The 19,810-nt window shown below is 71.0% G+C and carries 20 protein-coding genes, 2 tRNA genes and 2 pseudogenes; 20 read left to right on the top strand and 4 right to left on the bottom strand.

All coding sequences use genetic code 11. The features are described 5' to 3' along the window. The first annotated feature begins 15 nt into the window (after positions 1-15). The 8 genes and pseudogenes from ACFYZF_RS25410 to ACFYZF_RS25375 all read left to right on the top strand — a co-directional run bounded on the left by ACFYZF_RS25410 (position 16) and on the right by ACFYZF_RS25375 (position 8,920). Positions 16-846, top strand: a complete 831-nt coding sequence (locus tag ACFYZF_RS25410) for a siderophore-interacting protein (protein ID WP_387024798.1) — start codon at positions 16-18, stop codon at positions 844-846. Positions 847-977: 131 nt separating this feature from the next. Continuing rightward, positions 978-2,849, top strand: coding sequence for a DNA primase (gene dnaG, locus ACFYZF_RS25405; RefSeq protein WP_387024796.1), 1,872 nt, complete (start codon positions 978-980; stop codon positions 2,847-2,849). Continuing rightward, a complete protein-coding gene (locus ACFYZF_RS25400) occupies positions 2,849-3,379 on the top strand; it encodes a hypothetical protein (protein ID WP_387024794.1) in 531 nt (176 codons plus the stop codon). Before dnaG ends, ACFYZF_RS25400 begins: the two co-directional genes overlap by 1 nt. Positions 3,380-3,587: 208 nt before the next feature. Further along, positions 3,588-4,124 carry a hypothetical protein gene (locus ACFYZF_RS25395; protein ID WP_387024792.1) on the top strand — a complete coding sequence of 179 codons (537 nt, stop codon included), beginning with the start codon at positions 3,588-3,590 and terminating at the stop codon, positions 4,122-4,124. Positions 4,125-4,387: 263 nt separating this feature from the next. Beyond that, positions 4,388-5,614, top strand: a complete 1,227-nt coding sequence (locus ACFYZF_RS25390) for a YihY/virulence factor BrkB family protein (RefSeq protein ID WP_387024790.1) — start codon at positions 4,388-4,390, stop codon at positions 5,612-5,614. 175 nt (positions 5,615-5,789) lie between these two features. After that, a complete protein-coding gene (locus ACFYZF_RS25385; RefSeq protein ID WP_387024788.1) occupies positions 5,790-6,365 on the top strand; it encodes an ArsR/SmtB family transcription factor in 576 nt (191 codons plus the stop codon). Further along, positions 6,362-7,645: an MFS transporter gene (locus tag ACFYZF_RS25380; RefSeq protein ID WP_387024786.1), complete on the top strand. Its 1,284-nt coding sequence runs from the start codon at positions 6,362-6,364 to the stop codon at positions 7,643-7,645. Before ACFYZF_RS25385 ends, ACFYZF_RS25380 begins: the two co-directional genes overlap by 4 nt. Positions 7,646-7,910: 265 nt before the next feature. Then, positions 7,911-8,920, top strand: a pseudogene (locus tag ACFYZF_RS25375) (sugar phosphate isomerase/epimerase family protein). 203 nt (positions 8,921-9,123) lie between these two features. On the opposite strand, the gene ACFYZF_RS25370 reads toward ACFYZF_RS25375, so the two are convergent. After that, complete coding sequence (locus ACFYZF_RS25370) at positions 9,124-9,525, bottom strand: hypothetical protein (RefSeq protein ID WP_387024784.1); 402 nt, start codon at positions 9,523-9,525, stop codon at positions 9,124-9,126. Positions 9,526-9,802: 277 nt separating this feature from the next. Here ACFYZF_RS25370 and ACFYZF_RS25365 point away from each other — a divergent pair. From ACFYZF_RS25365 to ACFYZF_RS25345, 5 genes are all read left to right on the top strand, one after another. Then, a tRNA-Asn gene (locus ACFYZF_RS25365) sits at positions 9,803-9,878 on the top strand. A gap of 349 nt (positions 9,879-10,227) precedes the next feature. Continuing rightward, positions 10,228-10,304, top strand: a tRNA-Ile gene (locus ACFYZF_RS25360). Between the two features lie 53 nt (positions 10,305-10,357). Then, positions 10,358-10,678 (top strand): hypothetical protein, encoded by a 321-nt coding sequence (locus ACFYZF_RS25355; RefSeq protein ID WP_387024782.1) that lies wholly within the window; start codon positions 10,358-10,360, stop codon positions 10,676-10,678. 217 nt (positions 10,679-10,895) lie between these two features. Next, entirely contained in the window at positions 10,896-11,441 is a 546-nt protein-coding gene (locus ACFYZF_RS25350; RefSeq protein WP_387024780.1) for a hypothetical protein, read from the top strand. A gap of 23 nt (positions 11,442-11,464) precedes the next feature. Further along, positions 11,465-11,662: a hypothetical protein gene (locus tag ACFYZF_RS25345; RefSeq protein WP_387024778.1), complete on the top strand. Its 198-nt coding sequence runs from the start codon at positions 11,465-11,467 to the stop codon at positions 11,660-11,662. A gap of 129 nt (positions 11,663-11,791) precedes the next feature. Here the strand turns inward: ACFYZF_RS25345 and ACFYZF_RS25340 are convergent, their stop codons facing one another. From ACFYZF_RS25340 to ACFYZF_RS25330, 3 genes and pseudogenes are all read right to left on the bottom strand, one after another. After that, on the bottom strand, positions 11,792-12,190 hold the full coding sequence (locus ACFYZF_RS25340; protein ID WP_387024820.1) for a MaoC/PaaZ C-terminal domain-containing protein: 399 nt from the start codon (positions 12,188-12,190) through the stop codon (positions 11,792-11,794). A 90-nt stretch (positions 12,191-12,280) separates the two neighbouring features. After that, positions 12,281-12,646 (bottom strand): annotated as a pseudogene (locus ACFYZF_RS25335) (MaoC family dehydratase N-terminal domain-containing protein); the annotation flags it as partial. A 22-nt stretch (positions 12,647-12,668) separates the two neighbouring features. Further along, positions 12,669-13,685 carry an LLM class F420-dependent oxidoreductase gene (locus ACFYZF_RS25330; protein WP_387024776.1) on the bottom strand — a complete coding sequence of 339 codons (1,017 nt, stop codon included), beginning with the start codon at positions 13,683-13,685 and terminating at the stop codon, positions 12,669-12,671. Between the two features lie 326 nt (positions 13,686-14,011). Here ACFYZF_RS25330 and ACFYZF_RS25325 point away from each other — a divergent pair, with 326 nt between their 5' ends. Genes ACFYZF_RS25325 through ACFYZF_RS25295 form a run of 7 tightly spaced genes read left to right on the top strand, consistent with a single transcriptional unit; the run spans position 14,012 to position 19,782 of the window. Beyond that, entirely contained in the window at positions 14,012-15,229 is a 1,218-nt protein-coding gene (locus ACFYZF_RS25325) for an ABC transporter substrate-binding protein (protein ID WP_387024774.1), read from the top strand. Beyond that, the gene (locus ACFYZF_RS25320; RefSeq protein ID WP_387024772.1) at positions 15,226-15,981 is read left to right on the top strand and encodes an SDR family NAD(P)-dependent oxidoreductase; all 756 of its coding nucleotides are present in this window, start codon (positions 15,226-15,228) and stop codon (positions 15,979-15,981) included. The genes ACFYZF_RS25325 and ACFYZF_RS25320 overlap by 4 nt, the downstream gene beginning before the upstream one ends. Positions 15,982-16,029: 48 nt before the next feature. Continuing rightward, positions 16,030-16,446 (top strand): VOC family protein, encoded by a 417-nt coding sequence (locus tag ACFYZF_RS25315; protein WP_387024770.1) that lies wholly within the window; start codon positions 16,030-16,032, stop codon positions 16,444-16,446. Positions 16,447-16,450: 4 nt separating this feature from the next. Beyond that, complete coding sequence (locus tag ACFYZF_RS25310; RefSeq protein ID WP_387024768.1) at positions 16,451-17,326, top strand: branched-chain amino acid ABC transporter permease; 876 nt, start codon at positions 16,451-16,453, stop codon at positions 17,324-17,326. Beyond that, positions 17,323-18,300, top strand: coding sequence for a branched-chain amino acid ABC transporter permease (locus tag ACFYZF_RS25305; RefSeq protein ID WP_387024766.1), 978 nt, complete (start codon positions 17,323-17,325; stop codon positions 18,298-18,300). The genes ACFYZF_RS25310 and ACFYZF_RS25305 overlap by 4 nt, the downstream gene beginning before the upstream one ends. After that, positions 18,290-19,069, top strand: a complete 780-nt coding sequence (locus tag ACFYZF_RS25300; protein WP_387024764.1) for an ABC transporter ATP-binding protein — start codon at positions 18,290-18,292, stop codon at positions 19,067-19,069. Before ACFYZF_RS25305 ends, ACFYZF_RS25300 begins: the two co-directional genes overlap by 11 nt. Next, complete coding sequence (locus tag ACFYZF_RS25295; protein ID WP_387024762.1) at positions 19,066-19,782, top strand: ABC transporter ATP-binding protein; 717 nt, start codon at positions 19,066-19,068, stop codon at positions 19,780-19,782. The genes ACFYZF_RS25300 and ACFYZF_RS25295 overlap by 4 nt, the downstream gene beginning before the upstream one ends. The last annotated feature ends 28 nt before the right edge of the window (positions 19,783-19,810 follow it).

The following is a 19,810-nucleotide window of genomic DNA, read 5'->3' as shown; positions in this document are numbered from 1 at the left end:
GCTAGCCTAAGCACCATGACGGATCGCCCGAACAAGGTCACCACCGCCCGGGTCCTGCGGACCGAGCGGCCCACCCCGCACCTGGTCCGGCTGGTGCTCGGCGGCGAGGAGCTGACCGGCCTGCCGGTGGGCGAGTACACCGACCACTACGTCAAGCTGGTCTTCCCGCCGCCCGGGGTGACCTACCCGGAGCCGGTCGACCTCGCCGCCATCCGCCGGGATCTGCCTTCGCAGCAGTGGCCCCGGCTGCGGGCGTACACCCTGCGGGCCTGGGATCCGCTGGCCGGCGAGCTGACCATCGACATCGTGCACCACGGCGACGTGGGGGTGGGCGGTCCGTGGGCGGCCGGGCTGCGCCCCGGCGACCCGGTGTCGTTCACCGGCCCGGGCGGGGCGTACGCGCCGAGCCCGGACGCCGACTGGCACCTGCTGGTGGGCGACGAGAGCGCCCTGCCGGCGATCGCCGCCGCCCTGGCCCGGCTGCCGCTCGACGCCCCGGCGAAGGTCTTCGTCGAGGTGGCCGAGGCCGCCGACGAGCAGCCGCTGCCCAGCCCGGGCGCGGTGGAGCTGACCTGGCTGCACCGGGGCGACCGGCCGGTCGGCGAGGCGCTGGTGGCGGCCGTGACGGCGCTGGACTTCCCGCCCGGCGACGTGCACGCCTTCGTGCACGGCGAGGCGACCTTCGTCCGTGAGCTGCGCCGGCTGCTGCGCGTCGAGCACGCCGTGCCCCGGGAGCGGCTGTCGATCTCCGGCTACTGGCGGCGCGGCATGGACGACGAGGGCTGGCGCTCGACGAAGGCCGACTGGAACCGCCAGCAGGAGACGGAGGAGGCCACCGCCGCCTGAGCGGGGCCGCCCGTGGCCAGGGCCGAACCCATTCCGGCCCCGGACGGGCGGCGGCACGCGCCACAAGTCGTCCCCCCGACGCCGGATCGCCGCCCCCGGCAGGGCAGGATATGGGGCCGAGGGGGTGGCGGATGGCTGGGCGGATCCGGGACGAGGACATCGCGCTGGTCCGGGAACGCACCTCGATCGAGGAGGTCATCTCGGACACGGTGACCCTCAGGTCGGCCGGCGGCGGCAACCTCAAGGGGCTCTGCCCGTTCCACGACGAGAAGAGCCCCTCGTTCAACGTCTCGCCCGCCCGCAACGTCTGGTACTGCTTCGGCTGCGGGGCCGGCGGCGACGCGATCAAGTTCCTGATGGACGCCGAGCACCTCAGCTTCGTCGAGTCCGTCGAGCGGCTCGGCGCCCGCGCCGGCATCCAGCTCCGCTACGTCGAGAACGACCAGACCACCCCGCGCGCCCGCCCGCAGCAGGGGCAGCGGCAGCGGCTGGTGGCCGCCCACGCCGCCGCCGTCGAGTTCTACCGGGCCCAGCTCGGCACAGCCGGCGCCCGTGCGGCCCGGGAGTTCCTGGCGCAGCGCGGCTTCGACCGGGCCGCCGCCGAGCGGTACGGCTGTGGCTTCGCCCCGGACGCCTGGGATCTGCTCACCAAGAACCTGCGCCAGCAGGGCTTCAGCCACGACGAACTGGTCACCGCCGGGCTGTCGCGTCCGTCGCGGTCCGGCACGCTGATCGACCGGTTCCGTCGTCGGCTGATGTGGCCGATCCGGGAGATCACCGGCGACGTGATCGGCTTCGGTGCCCGAAAGCTGTTCGACGACGACGACGGCCCGAAGTACCTGAACACCCCCGAGACGCCGATCTACAAGAAGTCACACGTGCTCTACGGCATCGACCAGGCCAAGCGGGAGATCGCCAAGCAGGGCAAGGTGGTCGTCGTCGAGGGCTACACCGACGTGATGGCCTGCCACCTCGCCGGCGTGCCGACGGCCGTGGCGACCTGCGGCACCGCGTTCGGCTCCGACCACATCGGGGTGCTGCGCCGGCTGCTGCTGGACACCGACGACGTGGCCGGCGAGGTCATCTTCACCTTCGACGGGGACGCAGCCGGGCAGAAGGCCGCGCTGCGCGCTTTCGAGGACGACCAGCGCTTCGTCGGGCGTACCTTCATCGCGGTCAGCCCCGACAACATGGACCCCTGCGACCTGCGCCTGGCCAAGGGCGACCTGGCGGTCCGCGACCTGGTCGCCCGCCGCGAGCCGCTGGTCGACTTCGCGCTCCGCCACCTGATCAACCGGTACGACCTGGACACCGTCGACGGCCGGGTCGAGGCGATGCGCCGGGCCGCCCCCCTGGTGGCGAAGCTCAAGGACCGGGAGAAGCGCCCCGAGTACGTGCGCAAGCTCGCCGGTGACCTCGGCATGGAGATCGAGCCGGTGCAGCGGGCCGTGCTCGCCGCCGCCTCGGGCCAGCCCGCCGGGCAGGCGGCGCCCTCCCAGGCCCGCGGGGCCCGGGGCGTGCCCGCCGTGGACAGCCCGCTGTCGCTGGTCGAGCGGGAGGCGCTGAAGCTCGCCGTCCAGGAGCCGGTGCTGGCCGGCCCGATGTTCGACGCGGTCGAGGCGTCGGAGTACCGCCACCCGCTGCACGTGGCCGTGCGGGAGGCGGTCGCGGCGGCCGGCGGTGCCGCCGGTGCCACCGGCGGGGCCGTCTGGGTCGAGGCCGTCCGCGACGCGTGCGGCGACCTCGCCGCCCAGGCCCTGGTCGGCGAGCTGGCCGTCGAGCCGCTGCGGATCGACGGCGAGCCCGACCCGCGGTACGTCTCGGTGACCATCGCGCGGTTGCAGTGGGGCTCGGTGACCGGCCGGATCAAGGATCTCAAGTCCAAGATCCAGCGGATCAACCCGGTCAGCGACAAGGACGAGTACTTCGCGCTGTTCGGGGAGTTGCTCTCGTTGGAGCAGCACGCACGGGCGCTGCGCGAGCAGGCCGCGGGAGGGCTCTGATGGGACTGTTCAACCGCAGGCCGAAGCTGCCCCCGGCGGCCCGTCCGCCGCTCGCCGACGGCGAGCGGGTGCTCGCCTGGGCCGCGGTCGGCGAGGGCGACGGCGTGGTGGTCGCCAGCAACCTCGGGCTCTGGCTCCCGGGGCGGGGCCACCGGCTGGGCTGGCACGACATCCTCAAGGCCGGGTGGTCGGGCCGGGAGTTGACCGTCACGCCCGCCGAGCGGGTCGCCGAGCGGGACGGCTACCTGGTGGTGGCCGACTGCCCGGCCGAGACGTACCTGCTGCTCGACCCGGGGGAGCTGCCGCACCAGGTGCGCGCGCGGGTGACCAACTCGGTCGCGTACACCGAGCAGCACCCGGTGCCCGGCGGCGCCGGCCGGATCGCCGCGCGCCGGGTGCCCGGCGTGGATGGCCTGACCTGGACGGTCCGCTACGACCCCGGCACCCCGGCCGACGACGAGCCGGTGGTCGCCGAGACCGACCACCTGGTCGCCGCCGCCCGCGCCGCCACCACCCCCACCAACCTCTAGCCCCGCGCCTGCCGGCCCTGCGCCACCCGCGCTGTGCGCCTCTTCATGATTGTCAGTCGTTGAGCGGCAGCGGGCCCGGCGTGTCGTGCCGGTATCGAGCAGACGATCATGGCGGGGGCGTGCGGGCGGGGCGTCAGGTGGCCGCGAGCGGCTGGCCGGCCGGCCCGTAGGCTGCTTCGACCGACCCTTTTGGAAGGCGGGGCCACTCATGCTCAGCGTCCCCCGGCGCCAGGCCGGACTCACTGCCCTCTACCTCGGCGTCTTCGCGACGATCTGGTTCAGCGTGCCGGCGGCCGACCAGCCACTGCGGGCGCTGCTGGTGGTCGCGAGTGTCGGCGCGCTGGGCACGGCGGTGGCCGGCGCCGTTGTCGCCGCGCGCAGCCGCCCCGAGGCGGGCGCCGTCAGGGACCGGGCGTCGGACCGCCGGTACCTGCTCATCGTGGTGGCCGAGTTCGCCGTGGCGGGGCTCGGCGCGGCGCTGCTGGCGGTGCTCGGGCGCTCGGCGTACGCCCCGGTGCTGGTCTGCGCCGTCGTCGGTGCACACTTCTACCCGCTCGCCCCGCTGCTGCGCGACCCCCGGCTGTGGCTGCTCGGCGTCGCGATGTGCCTGGTCGCGCTCGCCGGCCTGGTCACCGGGCTCGCCTCGGCCGTGGCGCCGGGCCTGGTCGTCGGCATCGGCGCCGGGCTGCTGCTCTGGGCGTACGCGGTGTGGACGCTGGCCACCGCGCCCAGGCCGGCTGGCTGACGCCGGGCCCGAATCGTCGCGCTGCCGGGTGACGAGCACCGGAACCGGTGACACCCCGGGCGGTGGATCGTGGGGCGGCTGCGGCGTCGCGCTGGCCGACGGCGGTCGGTCCTGGCCGCTCGACGTGGCGTACCTGTTGGGGGCGACCGTGCCGGGGCTGGTGGTGGCGGCCCGCCGGATGGAACGTCTGCTCCACCGTCAGCGGTTAGTGGCCTCCTTCCCGGGGCATGTCCGAGTGGACACCGCGACCATGAGGAGGGGCGATGGCCTCCGACGAGACTTCCGTCCGCGCCGGACGCGACCGGGACGGCGCCCGCACCCCGGGCGCGGCCCGGCCGGGCGCCGACAGCCAGATCGACGCTGATCAGGCGGGGACCGGCCGCAACCCAGACCGGCAGGACGCGGACCGGGACCGGCAGGAAGCCGGCCGGGATCGGCGTGACGCCGGCCGGGACCGGAGCGGCTCGGACCGGGATCGGCGTGACGCCGGCCGGGATCGGCGTGGCTCGGTCCGGGACCGGCCGGTCGGTCCGGACGAGGGGCCGGACAGCCCGACGGAGCTGTCGGGCACCGGCTGGCTGGCGACGCTGAAGCGCACCGTGCGGGAGTTCCAGGACGACAGCCTGACCGACTGGGCGGCGGCGTTGACCTACTACGGGGTGCTGTCGATCTTCCCCGGCGTGCTGGTGCTCATCTCGATCCTCGGCCTGCTCGGACCGGGCGCCACGGAGGGGGTCAGGGACACCGTCAATCAGGCGGTGCCGGAGGGCAACATCCGGCAGATCATCTCGGCCGCGATCGACCAGGCTTCCAGTGCCGGCGGGCTGGCCAGCGTCGCCGCCATCATCGGTCTGCTCGCCGCGTTCTGGTCCGCCTCCGGGTACGTCGCCGCGTTCATGCGCGCCTCCAACAGCATCTACGACGTTCCGGAGGGGCGGCCGATCTGGAAGACCCTGCCGATCCGGGTCGGGGTGACCGCCGTGATCGGCGTCCTGCTGCTGGCCAGCGCGGTGATCGTGGTCTTCACCGGCCGGCTCGCCGAGGAGGCGGGCAGCGCCATCGGGATCGGCTCCACCGCGGTGACGGTGTGGAACATCGCCAAGTGGCCTGTGCTGCTGGTGCTGGTCAGCCTGATGTTCGCGATCCTCTACTGGGCGTCACCGAACGCCCGGCACGGCGGGTTCCGCTGGGTCAGCCCCGGTGGGCTGCTGGCCGTGCTGATCTGGCTGCTGGTCTCCGGGCTGTTCGCCCTGTACGTCGGCAACTTCGGCTCGTACAACAAGACGTACGGGGCGCTGGCCGGTGTGATCATCTTCCTGGTCTGGTTGTGGCTGAGCAACGTCGCGATCCTGCTGGGCGCGGAGTTCGACGCGGAGCTGGAGCGCAGCCGGGCGATCGCCGCCGGGCACCCGGCCGAGGTCGAGCCGTACGTCGAGCTGCGCGACGACCGCAAGTTGAAGAAGAAGCGCAACTCCGCCGCCGGACGCTGACCTCCCCCTCCCACCAGGGCCGTCGCCCGCTGCTTCGGAGCCCGCCGCCCCGTCTCGCCCCGCGAGGCGGGGCGGCTGCGTGAACCCGTCGGCCTTCCCAGATCAACTGCCGACTCTTGGGCCAAGTTGTGCGACAACTCTTGCGCAACATTCGCTTACCTGAGAACGTGCAGGTGTGGACACAGCCGGCATCCGTCAGATCACCGACTCCCGCGTCCTGGCGGCCATGTCGCATCCGTTGCGTCGGCGCATGCTCGACGTGCTGAAGGTCCATGGGCCGTCCACCGTCAGCGCTGTGGCGGGGCTGACCGAGCAGTCGGTGGCGAACGCCAGTCATCACTTCCGCGTGCTGCACCGCAGTGGACTGGTCGAGGCGGCGCCCGAGCTGGCTCGCGACGGCCGCGAACGGTGGTGGAAGCTGGCGTCCACGGGGCAGCGATGGTCCAGCCTCGATTTCGCGACGGACCCCGCTGGTGCGGCCGTGGCGGAGGCGGCCGAGTCGCTCAACCTCGATCACCACGTCCGCATCGTCCGCGCGTGGCTGTCGCGCAGCGGTGAGAGCCGGGGGGACTGGGCGGGCTCGGCGTTCTCGACCAGCTACTGGCTCCATCTGACACCGGAGGAGCTGGCCCAGCTGTCCGGCGAGCTCAGCGCGGTGCTGGACCGGTGGTCCGGTCGCCCGCCTTCGGGCGAGGACGACGAGCGTAAGCCCGTCTTCGTCTTCGCCTACGGGCAGCCGGGAGAGCCGTGACGGGCCAGAACGTCGCGGACGCTGCGGTCGTGCCGGAGGCGCCGAAGTCCGTACTGCGCAACCGTGGCTTCCGGCTGCTGTGGACAGGCGAGACGACGAGTGCCTTCGGGACCAGTGTCAGTCGTGTCGCGCTACCGCTGATCGCGGTCGTCACCCTGGACGCCAGCACTTTCGAGGTCAGCCTGCTCACTGCGACGGCCTGGCTGCCCTGGCTCCTGCTCGGGCTTCCGGCCGGCGCCTGGGTGGATCGGCTCCCGCGCAGGTCGCTGATGCTGGCCTGCAACGTCGTTTCCCTCGCGACCGTCCTGAGCGCCCCGATCGCCTACTGGGCAGGCGTGCTCACCATCGCGCACCTCTTGGTGGTCGCGCTGCTCACCGGTGCGGCGAGCGTGTTCTTCCAGACGAGCTACCAGGTGTTCCTTCCCTCGGTGGTGGACGACAATCGCCAGCTTCCCGCAGCGAACGCCGCGTTGCAGGGCAGCGAGTCGGTTGCCCAGGTGGCGGGGCCGGGCCTGGCCGGGGCGATCACGCAGGCCGTGGGGGCCGTCTTCGGCCTCGGAGTCAACGCGATCACGTTCCTGGTCTCGTCGTGGTGTCTGCTCCTGATCAAAGACAAGGACGAGGCGCACGCCGTCGGTGGTCACCGGGCGTCCATGATGAAGGAGATCAGAGTCGGGCTGAGCTTCGTCCGCAGAGATCCGTACCTTCGAGCCTTCACGTTCTTCGGTGCGCTGAGCAACGTCGCGCTCACCGGCTACCAGGCGATTCTCGTGGTCTTCCTGGTGCGTGAAGTCGGCACGAGTGCTGCGACGGCCGGCCTGTTGATCTCCGCGATGAGTGTCGGCGGGGTTCTCGGCGCGTCGATATCGCCGCTTGTCGCCCGCAGGTTCGGGACGGCGCGCGGCCTTCTCCTCCTCGAATGCCTGGGCGCTCCCTTCGCCCTGTTGATTCCGTTGTCCACTCCCGGAGCCGGGCTCTCGCTGGTGGTTGTCGGCGGTGTGGGCGTGGGCATGGGCGTCGTCGGCGGCAACGTCATCAAGGGCAGCTTTCGGCAGAGCTACACCCCGACGGCGCTGCTGGGCAGGGTCATCGCGACGATGCATCTGCTGAACTACGGGACGATTCCCCTGGGGGCGCTGCTCGCGGGCGCGCTCGGAACCAACCTGGGGCTCCGCGCGACCATGTGGATCATGGCAGTCGGGCTGGTGGCTGCCGTGGTGGTCCTCCTCGTCAGCCCGATCCGGCGACGCCGCGACCTGCCGCTCGCGGTCGCCGCCTGACCCGCAGCGAACCCCCTCGACCCAGCGCCCGCGACCCAGGCGAGGAGGCCGGATGACGGGCAGTGGCCCCTTCCTAGCGGTCGGGCCGCCCTAGAGTGAGGGCGGCGACCCTGCGCGGTGGCCGGTGACCAGGCGCAACCCGTTGGGCCCAGGCGCTCGCCGCGCCCACCGGCACCCCGGCACGTCCGCCGCGCACCGGCCCGGCCGGTCACCCTCGCCCCGGTCCCGCACGCGGAATCCCCCATCACCTCAGGGGAGTAGGACAATGGCGCGACCCATCACGCTCTTCACCGGCCAGTGGGCCGATCTTCCGTTCGACGAGGTCTGCCGGCTCGCCTCCGAGTGGGGCTACGACGGGCTGGAGATCGCCTGCTGGGGCGACCACTTCGAGGTCGACAGGGCGCTCGCCGACGACTCGTACGTCGACCGGAAACGGGAGACCTGGCGAAGCACAACCTGAAGGTCTTCGCCATCTCCAACCACCTGGTCGGCCAGGCCGTCTGCGATCATCCGATCGACGAGCGGCACCAGGGCATCCTGCCCGCCCGGATCTGGGGTGACGGCGAACCAGAGGGGGTCCGCCGGCGGGCCGCCGAGGAGATCAAGGACACCGCGCGGGCGGCGGCGAGGCTGGGCGTGGACACGGTCGTCGGCTTCACCGGCTCGTCCATCTGGCACACCCTGGCGATGTTCCCGCCGGTGCCCCCGGCCATGATCGAGCGTGGTTACCAGGACTTCGCCGACCGGTGGAACCCGATCCTGGACATCTTCGACGAGATGGGGGTCCGGTTCGCCCACGAGGTCCACCCCAGCGAGATCGCGTACGACTACTGGACGACGAAGCGGGCCCTGGAGGCGATCGGGCACCGGCCCGCGTTCGGGCTGAACTGGGATCCGTCGCACTTCGTCTGGCAGGAGCTGGACCCGGTGAACTTCATCCTCGACTTCGCCGACCGGATCTACCACGTCGACTGCAAGGACGCGAAGGTGCGTACCGGTGACGGCCGGCGCGGCCGGCTCGCCTCCCACCTGCCCTGGGCGGACCTGCGCCGGGGTTGGGACTTCGTCTCCACCGGCCACGGCGACGTGCCGTGGGAGGACTGCTTCCGCGCGCTGAACGCCATCGGGTACGCCGGCCCCATCTCCATCGAGTGGGAGGACGCCGGGATGGACCGCCTCGTCGGGGCGCCCGAGGCGCTCCAGTTCGTCCGCCGGTTGGCCTTCGACGCCCCGGCCGCCGCGTTCGACGCGGCGTTCAGCAGTAGCCGGGACTGAGCGTCCACCCGTCATCCGGGCCGCGCGGGCCCGGCCGACGGGGCGGGCGTCACGGGGCGGGGTGGACGGCGTCGCTGATCAGCCGGGCCCAGCCCACCACGTCGGCGGTCCCGGGCCGGCGGTCCGGGGTCGGCGGTCCCGGACCGGCGGACAGCAGACGGGCCGGTCGCCCGAAGGCGGCCGGCCCGTCGTCGTACGGTCGGTCAGAGCGTGCTGCCGTTGGTCCCCGTGCCCGACGGCTTGGGGCGGGCGGCGGTGCCCGGGGTCGGCCCCGTCGAGGTGGTGCCGGACGAGCTGTTGCCCGCCTTGGCGCCGACCGCGGCCGGCGTGCCGGCGAACGGCTTGTCGGCGGCGGTCAGATCCTGCGTGCCGTTGCCATTGGTGCTCAGCTTCTCACCCAGCTTGGACTGGCTGATCTTGTCCTTGCCCTCACTGTAGAGCCGGTTGGCCTGGGCCTGCGCGACCCCGGCCGCCTCCTGGACGGTCGGGTGGTCGAGCACCTTGCGGCCCCGGACGACGAGCTCCTCGTACTTTTCCCGACCGGCACGGGCGCCCAGGACGAATCCCGCAGCCAGCCCGCCAAGAAACATGATCTTTCCGCGCATGGCGGCTCCTTCCGTACCTGACGCGCCATCGTCTCCCCGGGGCGGACCCCGTGGCGATCATCTCGCGCCTATCTTCTCTGTCGACAGCTAACTACCCATCCTCCTCCGTGCTCATACCTGGTTGTGCCAGGATGACGAATTGTCTGGTTGCCAGTGGCCGCCGCAGGCCCCCGCCTGGTCGGGCCGGGTCGGTAACCCCCTGGACCAAACCCCCCGGCAGTCCTGTATTCTTGTGCCGTCGCCGGGCGTCGGAAGGTTCCGGGCCAGGCGACAGCGGTCCCCCGTAGCTCAATTGGCAGAGCAGCCGGCTGTTAACCGGCAGGTTTTTGGTTCGAGTCCAAACGGGGGAGCCAAGCTCCACACCAACGCCCGCCGTCCCCCGGCGGGCGTCCCTCTTTCCCTGCCCCACCCACCGCCCTGCTCAGCGCGGTGATCGAGAGGTTCGCGTCGGCTCGTCGACCGTCAGACCAATCCCGGCGTTGATCGGCTGCGGCGCGTATGCGGCATCACCGACGTACCGCCGGGGCGGTCCTCGCCCAACTGCGCGCCCCCGGGCCGAGCCCTTCATCGACGGCTTCGTGCTGTTATCCTCGCGTAGCCCATCGTGCTGGATCACCGGTGAGCCGTCCGGTGGGCGGATGGATGGGGCTGTTTCGTGGTGGTCAGTGATCCGCCACGCGGGTTACGATCCGGCGCGGTAGCGGGGCGGTAGCTCAGCGGGTTAGAGCAGGGGACTCATAATCCCTCGGTCGCGGGTTCGAGCCCCGCCCGCCCCACCAGGCAAAACACACTTCCAACACGACAGTTCGACGCACTGGTTCACCATGAGCGCGTGACCGAGCCGCAACGCGCAGCAGCCGCCCGACGAAAGCTCGCCCGGGACGTCGGGGTCAACGTGTTGGCGAACCTCATCGCGGCGGCGATCATCTTCCTGCTGGCTGTCGCCGGTGACTTCCTCGCAGCCAACCCGCTCATTGTGGTGGGTGTCGCCATCCTGCTGGTGGCAACCGCAGGAGTCGGACTTTACGTATGGTTCGACCAGCGCGACTTTCAGGCGGTTTTGGGTGGTATGACACTCTATCTGATGCTTCTGGGCTTCGTGTTGCTGGTTGGTGGGCTTGTCACAGTCGTTGGGCTCCTGGGGAGGAGGTAATCACCACGACCAGCTCGATCAGAGGCGGGGCCGTCACGTTCCACCAGCGCACGTACTGCTCGGTGTGTCACGGCGTCGGACGTCGCTTCGCCCCACTCAACGGTCGCTGACCGGCAACCATCCGGGCACACCCGCAGTCACCTATCTGACAGCGGGCAAGACCAAAGCCACCCCAACCACCACCATCGACCAATCCACCCTGGAACGAGGAGCTTCCTTGACCTACCCTCCCCAGCAGCCCGACCCCACCCCCGCCATCCCGGCACCGCAGCCGCAGCCGTGGGTTGACCCCGCCGGACAGCCGTACCCGCCCGCACAGCAGCCCGCCGCCTTTCCCACGCCGCCGGTGAAACCCAGCTACAGGCCGCTCATCGTCGTCGCCGCGGCAACCGTCGGCGTCCTCGCCATCGGCACCATCGGCTACGTCGTGTGGGACGGCTACATCAAGGAAGACTCCGGGGTCGCCGCCTGTAAAGCCATGCGCGACGGAAAGAGCCCCGACGGCAGCGCAGACGTCGGCGACGACGAGAAGCTCACCGAAGCGCAGTATCGGGAGGCGCGGGAGGTGTTCGAAGACTCCCGCCACGAGAAGATCCGCGAACACGGAACCGCGCTCATGGATGTCGCCTGGCAGGTCAACCAGCTTCCCAAGGGGCAGGAGATGGGTGCGCTGGCATACATGGGGCCGTTGACCACTCACATGTCGGGGTTGCAGACCGCCTGCGCCGACCAGGGCGTGATCGTCGATCTCAACAAGGACTAGCCCGACGCTGGAAGGACACCCCCATGGCCACCCCGAAACTCCCCGCCGGATTGATCAGTGACCTCCGTCAGCTCGCCGAACAGTACGGGCAAGCCCATGAGGTCGGCGGGTACGAGCCGCGCTCGAAAGAGCTGCGCGAGTTCCACCTCGACCGGTTCCTGCTGTGGCTGGAGGGCCGCTACGATCCGGCAACGGACAAGGGAAAGCGCATCACTCCCTAACCGGCTCTGAACGTTTCGAAGCCGGCCGCCCCGCGGTGGCCGGCTTCTGTGGATCCGGGTTACTCACGCCGGCCCTCGGTGCCGCGCCCGTACCGCTCGCCGCAGTCCGACCGGTGCTGGTACGAGCGATTACCGCCCGGACGGGTGGATGGTGAGACGGGAGACCGCGACGACGGCGGCGCCGGCGGTCGCCTCGGCCACCAGCTGACGGTGGCCGGCATCGTCGGGGTCGCCGATCGTCGCGGTGACGGTGAGGGTGGCGCCCTCGTCGTCGGGCACCAGCAGCGGCAGCATGAACCGGGTCTCGTGGTCGAGCACTCCGGCCGGGTCCCCGGTCCACTCGGTGACCGCCCGCGCGGTCAGCGCCATGGTGAGCATCCCGTGCCCGATGACGCCGGGCAGTCCCGACCGGGTGGCGGCGTGGTCGCTGAAGTGGATCGGGTTGAAGTCACCCGACGCGCCCGCGTAGCGCACCAGGTCCTGTCGGGTGACCGTGAACTCGCGGGCCGGGAGCTGCTGGCCGGGCACGGTCCAGGGCTGTCGCGGTTCCGCGCTGCGCTTGGCGCCCTGGGGCCGGGTGCCCCGCTCCACCAGCGTCGAGTACGCCGTACAGACCGGCTCGCCGGCCGTGGTGGCGATCTCGCTGCGCGTGGTGACGATCTGGTGTACCCCGCCGGACTGGATCCGTTCGATGTGGACGGTCGCCGTCAGCTCGTCGCCGGGCTGGATGCCTCGCGTGTGCCGGAATCGCTGGCTCCCGTGCACCACCCGGCTGTAGTCCAGACCGAGCGTCGGGTCGGACAGCGCGTTCCGAGTGGCGGGCAGGCTCAGCACGATGGGGAAGGTGGGTGGGACCACCGGCTGCCCGTCCTGGGGAGGGGCGGCTCCGGTGGCCAGGACGAACTCCTGGATCTTCTCCCGGCCGACCCGGTACGGCGCGGTGGGCGCGAACACCCGGCCGATGAATGCCTCGTTGAGCGGCATGTCTCTCTCCTGATCGGGTCTGCTAGAGCGCGGCGGCCAGCCACGCGACCAGGTCGACGTCGGTGGTCTTGAGGGTCATGACGTCGACTCCGGCATCCGCCCAGGCCGCCAGCCGGTCCCGGATCCGTTCGCGGGGTCCCACCAGGGCAAGCTGGTCGATGAGCGCGTCCGGTACCGCGCCGGCGGCCTGGTCGCGGTGGCCGCCCAGGTACAACTCCTGGATCTGGTGGGTGGCCGCCTCGTAGCCCAGCCGGGACGCCAGGTCGGCGTAGAAGTTGCGGCCACGTCCGCCCATGCCGCCCAGGTACAGGGCGAACGCCGGGCGCAGCGCGTCCCGGCAGGCCGCGAGGTCGGCTCCGGGCGCCATGTGCACCGTGGCCACAATCCGCAGCGGGCCGAGGTCCGCAGGGCGGCGGGCCAGCCCGGGGGCGAGCATGTCCCGGTACAGCTCGGGTCGGTCCGGGCAGTAGAAGGCGGGCAGCCAGCCCTCGGCGAGCTGTCCGGCGAGCGCCACGTTGCGCGGGCCGTTGGCCGCCAGCAGGACCGGTATCCGCGGGCGTACCGGATGCAGGGTGGCCTTCAGCGGGCGCGGTGGTTCCCGGTCGGGGCGCGGATACGGCAGCGGGTAGTGGACACCCGGGTAGGTCAGCGGTTCCTGCCGGGCCACCGCCGCGCGCACGATGTCGACGTACTCGCGGGTTCGGGCCAGCGGGGAGTCGAAGGCGACGCCGTGCCAGCCCTCCACCACCTGCGGGCCGGAGGTGCCCAGGCCCAACAGGAGCCGGCCGTCGCTGAGCTGGTCGAGGGTGAGCGCGGTCATCGCGGTGGCGGCCGGGGTGCGGGCCGGCATCTGGAGCACCGCCGTGCCCAGGCCGATGCGGCTGGTCACCGCCGACAGGTGGCCCAGCACGCTGACCGCGTCGGAGCCGTACGCCTCCGAGACCCACAGCGAGTCCAGGCCGGCGGCGTCGGCGCGGTGGGCCACGGCGCCGAGGTTCCGCAGGCCGGTTGAGTGTCCGAGGCTGAGTCCGAGTTTCATGAGGCCCGTTCTGTATATAGAACGATCATCGTCTTGATTTCGAGAACAGTAGGGACGCTGGGGGTGGGCGTCAAGGGTCGGGATTCTCGACTGATGCCGAGGTGGAGGCCCGGAGAGGGTTGACAACCCAGGTGACCCATTCGATGATGTTCGCCACACAGGCTTTGAACGTGGTTCTGCTGACAGACCGTCGGCGTTCGTTCCCGTCCGCTACTCGGACGCCGAGAGCCGGAGCCTTCGGCTCATCTCCTCCACACCCCCAGCCCGGCGTCGCATGTCGTTCGTCAGGGCTCTCCGGCCGCAATGCCCCACCCGCAGGAGCGACCATGTCCCGTACCCACGCGGCGCGATGCCTGAGCATCGTGGCCACCTCACTCACGCTCGCCGTATCGATCACCGCCTGCGGCGACGGCAAGGACTCCGGCGACTCGTCGTCCGGAGACATCGTCATCGGCATGGTCGAGGACACCTCGGGTGGTACCGCGGCCACATCGGCCGAAGCGAGCACCGGGATCTCGCTGGCCATCGACGAGATCAACAAGGCCGGCGGCGTCGGCGGGCGATCGCTGAAGCTGATCCGCCAGAACGACGGCAGCCAGCCCAGCCAGACCCCGGCCGTGGTCCGCAAGCTCGTCAACGACGGCGCCCGCGTCATCATCATGAACTCGTCGTCGGCCTCGGCCCAGCAGGTCAAGCCGGTCGTCGAGCAGGAGAAGATCGTGGCCGTCTCGGCGACGAACATCGCCACCGCCATCGCGGAACCGCCGAACAACACGTTCTCGTTCATCCTGGCCAACCCGATCACCGACATCGGCACCGTGTACGCGGCGGCGTTCGAGAAGATCGGCGTCAAGCGGCTGGCCGTCATCACCGACGACTCGCCCACCATGGCCGGGCTCAACAAGGGGCTGCTGCCGATCTTCGAGAAGTCCGGCATCACCATCGTCGCCAACGAGAAGGCACCGCTCAACAGCACCGACGTGGCGCCGCAGCTGAGCCGCATCGCCGCCGCCAAGCCCGATGCGCTGTTCGTCTCCTCGCTGGGCGGACAGCTGGAGGTGCTGTTCCACAACACCGCGAACCAGATCATGCCGGACCAGCCACGGATCTCCCTGGCGTCGATCGGCAACCAGCCGGACACCTGGAAGCTCGCCAAGCCCGGCGCATTCCGGCAGCTCGTCTACGCCAGCGCCATCTCCGCCGACAACACCCGCTCCATCGAGCTGGGCGACAAGCTCAAGGCCAAGCTGGGGGACAAGTACCTGGGGCTGACCGCGTTCGCCGCGCAGGGCTACGACACCGTGCACCTGCTGAAGCAGGCGATCGAGAAGGCCGGCGTGGACAGCAGCCCGGCGCAGGTGCGGGGCGGGCTGGAGCAGATCAGCGCGTTCCCGGCGAGTTGGGGACGGCAGGGCTTCACGATGAGCTTCACGTCCACCAAGCACGTCGGCAGCGACGGGCTGTGCGGCATCGTGCTGCGCCGCTTCACCGAGCAGAACCAGCCCGGCGACAACTGGGCCGACTACCAGCCGCAGTGCTCATGACCGACACGACAGCTCAGCCGCGTACCGCGTTCATCACCGGTGGCGCCCGGGGTATCGGGCGGGCGTTCGCAGCGGCGCTCGTCGCCGACGGCACCCGGGTGGTCCTGGCCGACATCGACGAGACGGCGGCGGTGCGGGCCGCCGCCGATCTCGGGGCCGCCGTGGCGCTCGGGGTCGCCTGCGACATCGCCGACGAGACGTCGGTGCAACGCGCGGTCGACGAGACGGTGGCCCACTTCGGCGGTCTCGACATTCTGATCAACAACGCCGGCAAGCACCTGATGGCCTGGAGCCGACCGGTCACCGAGATCTCCACGGCCGGCTGGCGGGAGATCCTCGACGTGAACGTGCTGGGCATCGTCAACTGCGCCCGGGCCTGCCGGCCGCACCTGAGCCGCAGCGGCGCGGGCGCGGTGCTCAACATCTCCTCGGTGTCCGGGTTCGCCGCCACCGACGTGTACGGCATCACCAAGCTCGCCGTGCGTGGCCTGACCGCCGCGCTGGCGAAGGAGTTCGCGCCCGACGGGACACGGGTGAACTGCCTGGCCCCCGGGCCGATGGACTCCGAGTCGGCCATGGCCGACCTGCCCGAGGAGTTGCTTCGCGACTTCATCGCCAACAAACAGCTCATCCAGCGTCAGGGCCGGATGGCCGACCTCGTGGGCGCCATGCGGTTCCTCTGCGGCGCGGACAGCGCCTTCATCACCGGCGAGACCCTGATCGTCGGCGGCGGCCACCCACTTCGGGTCTGAGCCGCATCACCACCACCCGCACCACCACCACCCCAAGGAGTGAGTTCTATGTCGTGGAGCCTGCATCACGTCAACCTGCCCGCCTCGGACGTCCGGGCGATGGCCGCCTTCTACTCGAAGGTGTTCGGCATGCAGGAGAAGAAGTTCCCGTTCGTCGAGGACGGGCGGGGCGCTCTGCAGACGGGCAACGACTTCGTCGCCCTGTTCGAGGACACCAACCAACGGCAGATCCACATCTGTAAGCCGACCCCGACGCTGCCGTGGGACAACGACCTGCGGCTGCACCCGGTCATCAACGGACACATCGCCATCGAGGTCGACGACATCGACGGCGTGATGCGACGGCTGGGCGAGATGGGCATGCCCTACAACGACGCCGGCACGTGGGCGTTCAAGGGGTACCGGCAGGTCTACTGCTACGACCCGTCGATGAACGTCGTCGAAATCAACCAGAAGCACCCTTGATCCAATGATCCCCCTACAGGTCATCGTCTCGATCATTGAGACGGGATGCTTCTTCGGTCTGCTGGCCGCGGCGATGTTCGTGGTGCGGGAGAGTTCCGGGTTCTTCAACTTCGCAATCGGCGGGTACGCCGTTTTCGCCGGGCTCGCCTCGGCGTACTTCACCAGCGTACGAGGGCTGCCCGCCGCCGCAGGAATCGTCATCGGGGTCATCGGCGCGGTGGCGCTGGCGCTGCTGACCGAGGTGCTCGTGGTGCGTCCGATGTGGAAACCGGGCGCCAACGAGGAACTGCCGATGGTCATCGCGCTGGTGGCCACGCTGTTCGCCCTCGAACAGATCTCCGGGGTGCTGTTCGGCCGTGCCGCGCTGCCCGGGCCACAACTGGTCGGGGACGGCGCGGTACGGGTGGGCAGCGCCACGGTGACCGCGCAGGCCGCGCTGGAGATCGGGCTGACCGCGCTGGCGTTCGGGTTGCTGCTGCTGTTCATCTACCGCACCCGAATGGGTCGGGGACTTCGCGCGATCGGGGAGAACACCCCGGCCGCCATCGTCCTCGGCCTGCCGGTGCGGGCGGTACGCCTCGCCTCGTTCACCCTCGCCGGGGTGCTGGCCGGCCTCGCCGGCAGCGTCTTCGCGGCGCGCTCCGGGATCATCTTCGAAAGCGCGATGGACTACACCCTCTTCGCGTTCCTGGCCCTGGTGATCGGCGGTACCGCGTCGGTGTGGGGGCCGCTGGCCGGCGGGCTGATCCTGGCCACCATCCAGTCGGCCGCCATCTTCTACTTCGGCGCGGCGGCCCTGCACTACGCGACGCTCGCCGCCGCCGTGCTGTTCTTCGCCTTCCGCCCGCAGGGCATCTTCATGAAACGGGTACGGGTATGAGTGCCACTCGCCTGCGGCCACTCGCCGAACCGGTCATCTCCGGCGTGCTGCTGATCCTCGCCATCACCTGGGTCGGCACCGACGGGTACCGGCAGGACCTCGCCGTGCTCACCGTCACGTACGGGCTGATCGGGCTCGGCCTGTACTGCCACTTCATCATGGGCGATTCGCTGTCCATCGCGTACAACGCGTACGCGGCGATCGGCGGCTACGCGCTGGGCCTGGTCGCCACCCGGACCGGCTGGCCGCTGCTGGTGTCGCTACCACTGGGCATCGTCGCCGCCGTACTCATCTCCGTGCTCCTGGGCCTGGCCACCCGTCGGCTCAACGGCTTCTACCTGGCTGCCGTGACGCTGCTGTTCAGCGAGGCGTTCCAGGCGTGGCTCGTCGACGCGGACGGCGTCACCGGCGGCGCCGAGGGCGTGATCCTCACCCGGTCGATCAGCATCTTCGGAGCGGAACTCGGCAGGGACCAGATCGTGGTCATCGCGCTGGTGCTGATGTGGCTCATCGCGTTGCTGCTGTCCCGGCTGCGCCGCTCGCCGTTCGGCGTCACGCTGCGGGCCAAGGCGCAGGCCGCGGTCGCCGTCGAGGCGGCCGGGGTGCCGGTGACCGCGCTGACCCTCATCTCGCTGAGCATCGGCGCCGCGATCGGATCGCTGGCCGGCGCCGTGTTCACCACGGCGAACCTGTCGATCCTGCCGGAGTCGATCCCGGTGTCGGTGGCGTTCCTCGCGGTGTTCATCCCGTTCCTGGGCGGGCGGTCCAGCCCGTGGGGTGTGGTCATCGGCGCGCTGCTGGTCACCGAGCTCACCTTCAACCTCAACTTCTTCCAGGGTTCCGGGACGCTCCTGTTCGCCGTCGCCGTGGTGGCGGTGCTCATCTTCGCCCCGGAGGGCCTGATCGGACTGGCCCGCGACCTGACCGGCCGGCTCGTCGGCGCTGTCAACAGAGGCGGACGCGATGAACGCTGACATCCTTTCCTGTCAAGAGCTGACCAAGTCGTACGGCGGGGTCAAGGCGGTCACCGGCGCCTCGTTCACGGTCGGTGCCGGTGAGATCGTCGGGCTGGTCGGCCCCAACGGCGCGGGCAAGAGCACGATGGTCGACCTGATCGGCGGCGAGCAGCAGCCCGACAGCGGCCAGGTGCTCGTCGGCGGCGTGCCGCTGGCCGGCTCGCCCTCCCTCCGCGCCCGTCGCGCCGGGTTGGCCCGTACCTATCAGTACCCGCAGGTCGCCGGCGCGCTCACGGCCCGAGACAACATCATCGTCGGCGGTTTCGCCCGGGGCATGTCCTCCGGCTTCGCACTGCTGGGCGCGGCGGCGCGGGGCGTGGTCGCCCCGGGCGGCCGGGCACTGCGCGAGGAGGCCGGCCAGGTCGCCGCCCGCCTCGGCCTGCGCCGGATCGACCGGCTGGCCGCCGACCTGACCCTCGGCGAGCTGCGGCTGCTGGAGGTGGCCCGCGCGCTGTTGCAGCACCCACGCATCGCGCTGCTCGACGAGCCGTTCGCCGGGCTGGCCTCCGACGGCATCGCCGGCCTGTCCGAATCCATCCGCACGATCGCCGCCGACGGCACCGCCGTGCTGCTGGTCGACCACAACGTCGACATCGTGGCCTCGATGGCCGACCGGATGGTGCTGATGGCCGGCGGCACGGTCGTCTTCGACGGCGCACCCCGCGACTGCCTCGCCAGCGCCGAGATGCAGGCAGTCTACTTCGGCACCGGGCAGGTGGATCGATGAGCGAGACAGGCCTGCGGGCCACCGAGCTGACCGTCCGATACGGGCGGGCGAGCGCATTGAACCTCGCCGGTACCGAACTTCGGGTACCGGCGGGCCGGGTGACCCTCGTGGTCGGCCCCAACGGCGCCGGCAAGAGCAGTCTGGTCCTGGCGCTGTACGGCTCGGTGCCGTCGGGCGGGCAGGTGTACCTCGGCGGCCGGGACGTCTCCGCGCTGCCCACCCGGGTCCGGGCCCGGTCCGGGCTCGCCCTGGTGCCGCAGGGCCGGCAGCTCTTCGCCCGGATGAGCGTCCGGGAGAACCTGATGGTCAGCGCCGAACTGCTCCGCCTGGACCCGGAGCGGGTGGAGCAGGCACTGGACCGCTTCCCGATCCTGCGCACCCGCGCGAGCCGGCCGGCCGGCGTGCTCTCCGGCGGTGAGCAGCAGATGATGGTGGTGGCCCGGGCGCTGATGACCGACCCCAGCGTGCTGCTGCTCGACGAGATGGCGACCGGGCTGGCCCCGCTGATCGTGGACGACCTGCTGCGCACCGTGCGGGAGCTGGCCCGGTCGGGCACCGCCGTACTGCTGGCCGCGCCGACGATCGGCGTGCTCGGCCAGGTCGCCGACGGCGGTGTCGTGCTGATGCGCGGCCGGGTCGTCGCCGAACACGATGACGTCGCCGAACTGGACGCCGCCTACCAGGCCGCCATGGGCGCCATCGTGGAGGGCTGAGCCGTGGCAGACGGTGCCGTGGTGGTCG

Source organism: Micromonospora sp. NPDC001898, from assembly GCF_042891255.1.
In the GTDB taxonomy this organism is placed as follows: domain Bacteria; phylum Actinomycetota; class Actinomycetes; order Mycobacteriales; family Micromonosporaceae; genus Micromonospora.
The sequence above is the reverse complement of the archived record's forward strand: the minus strand, read 5'-3'. Positions and strand labels throughout refer to the sequence as shown.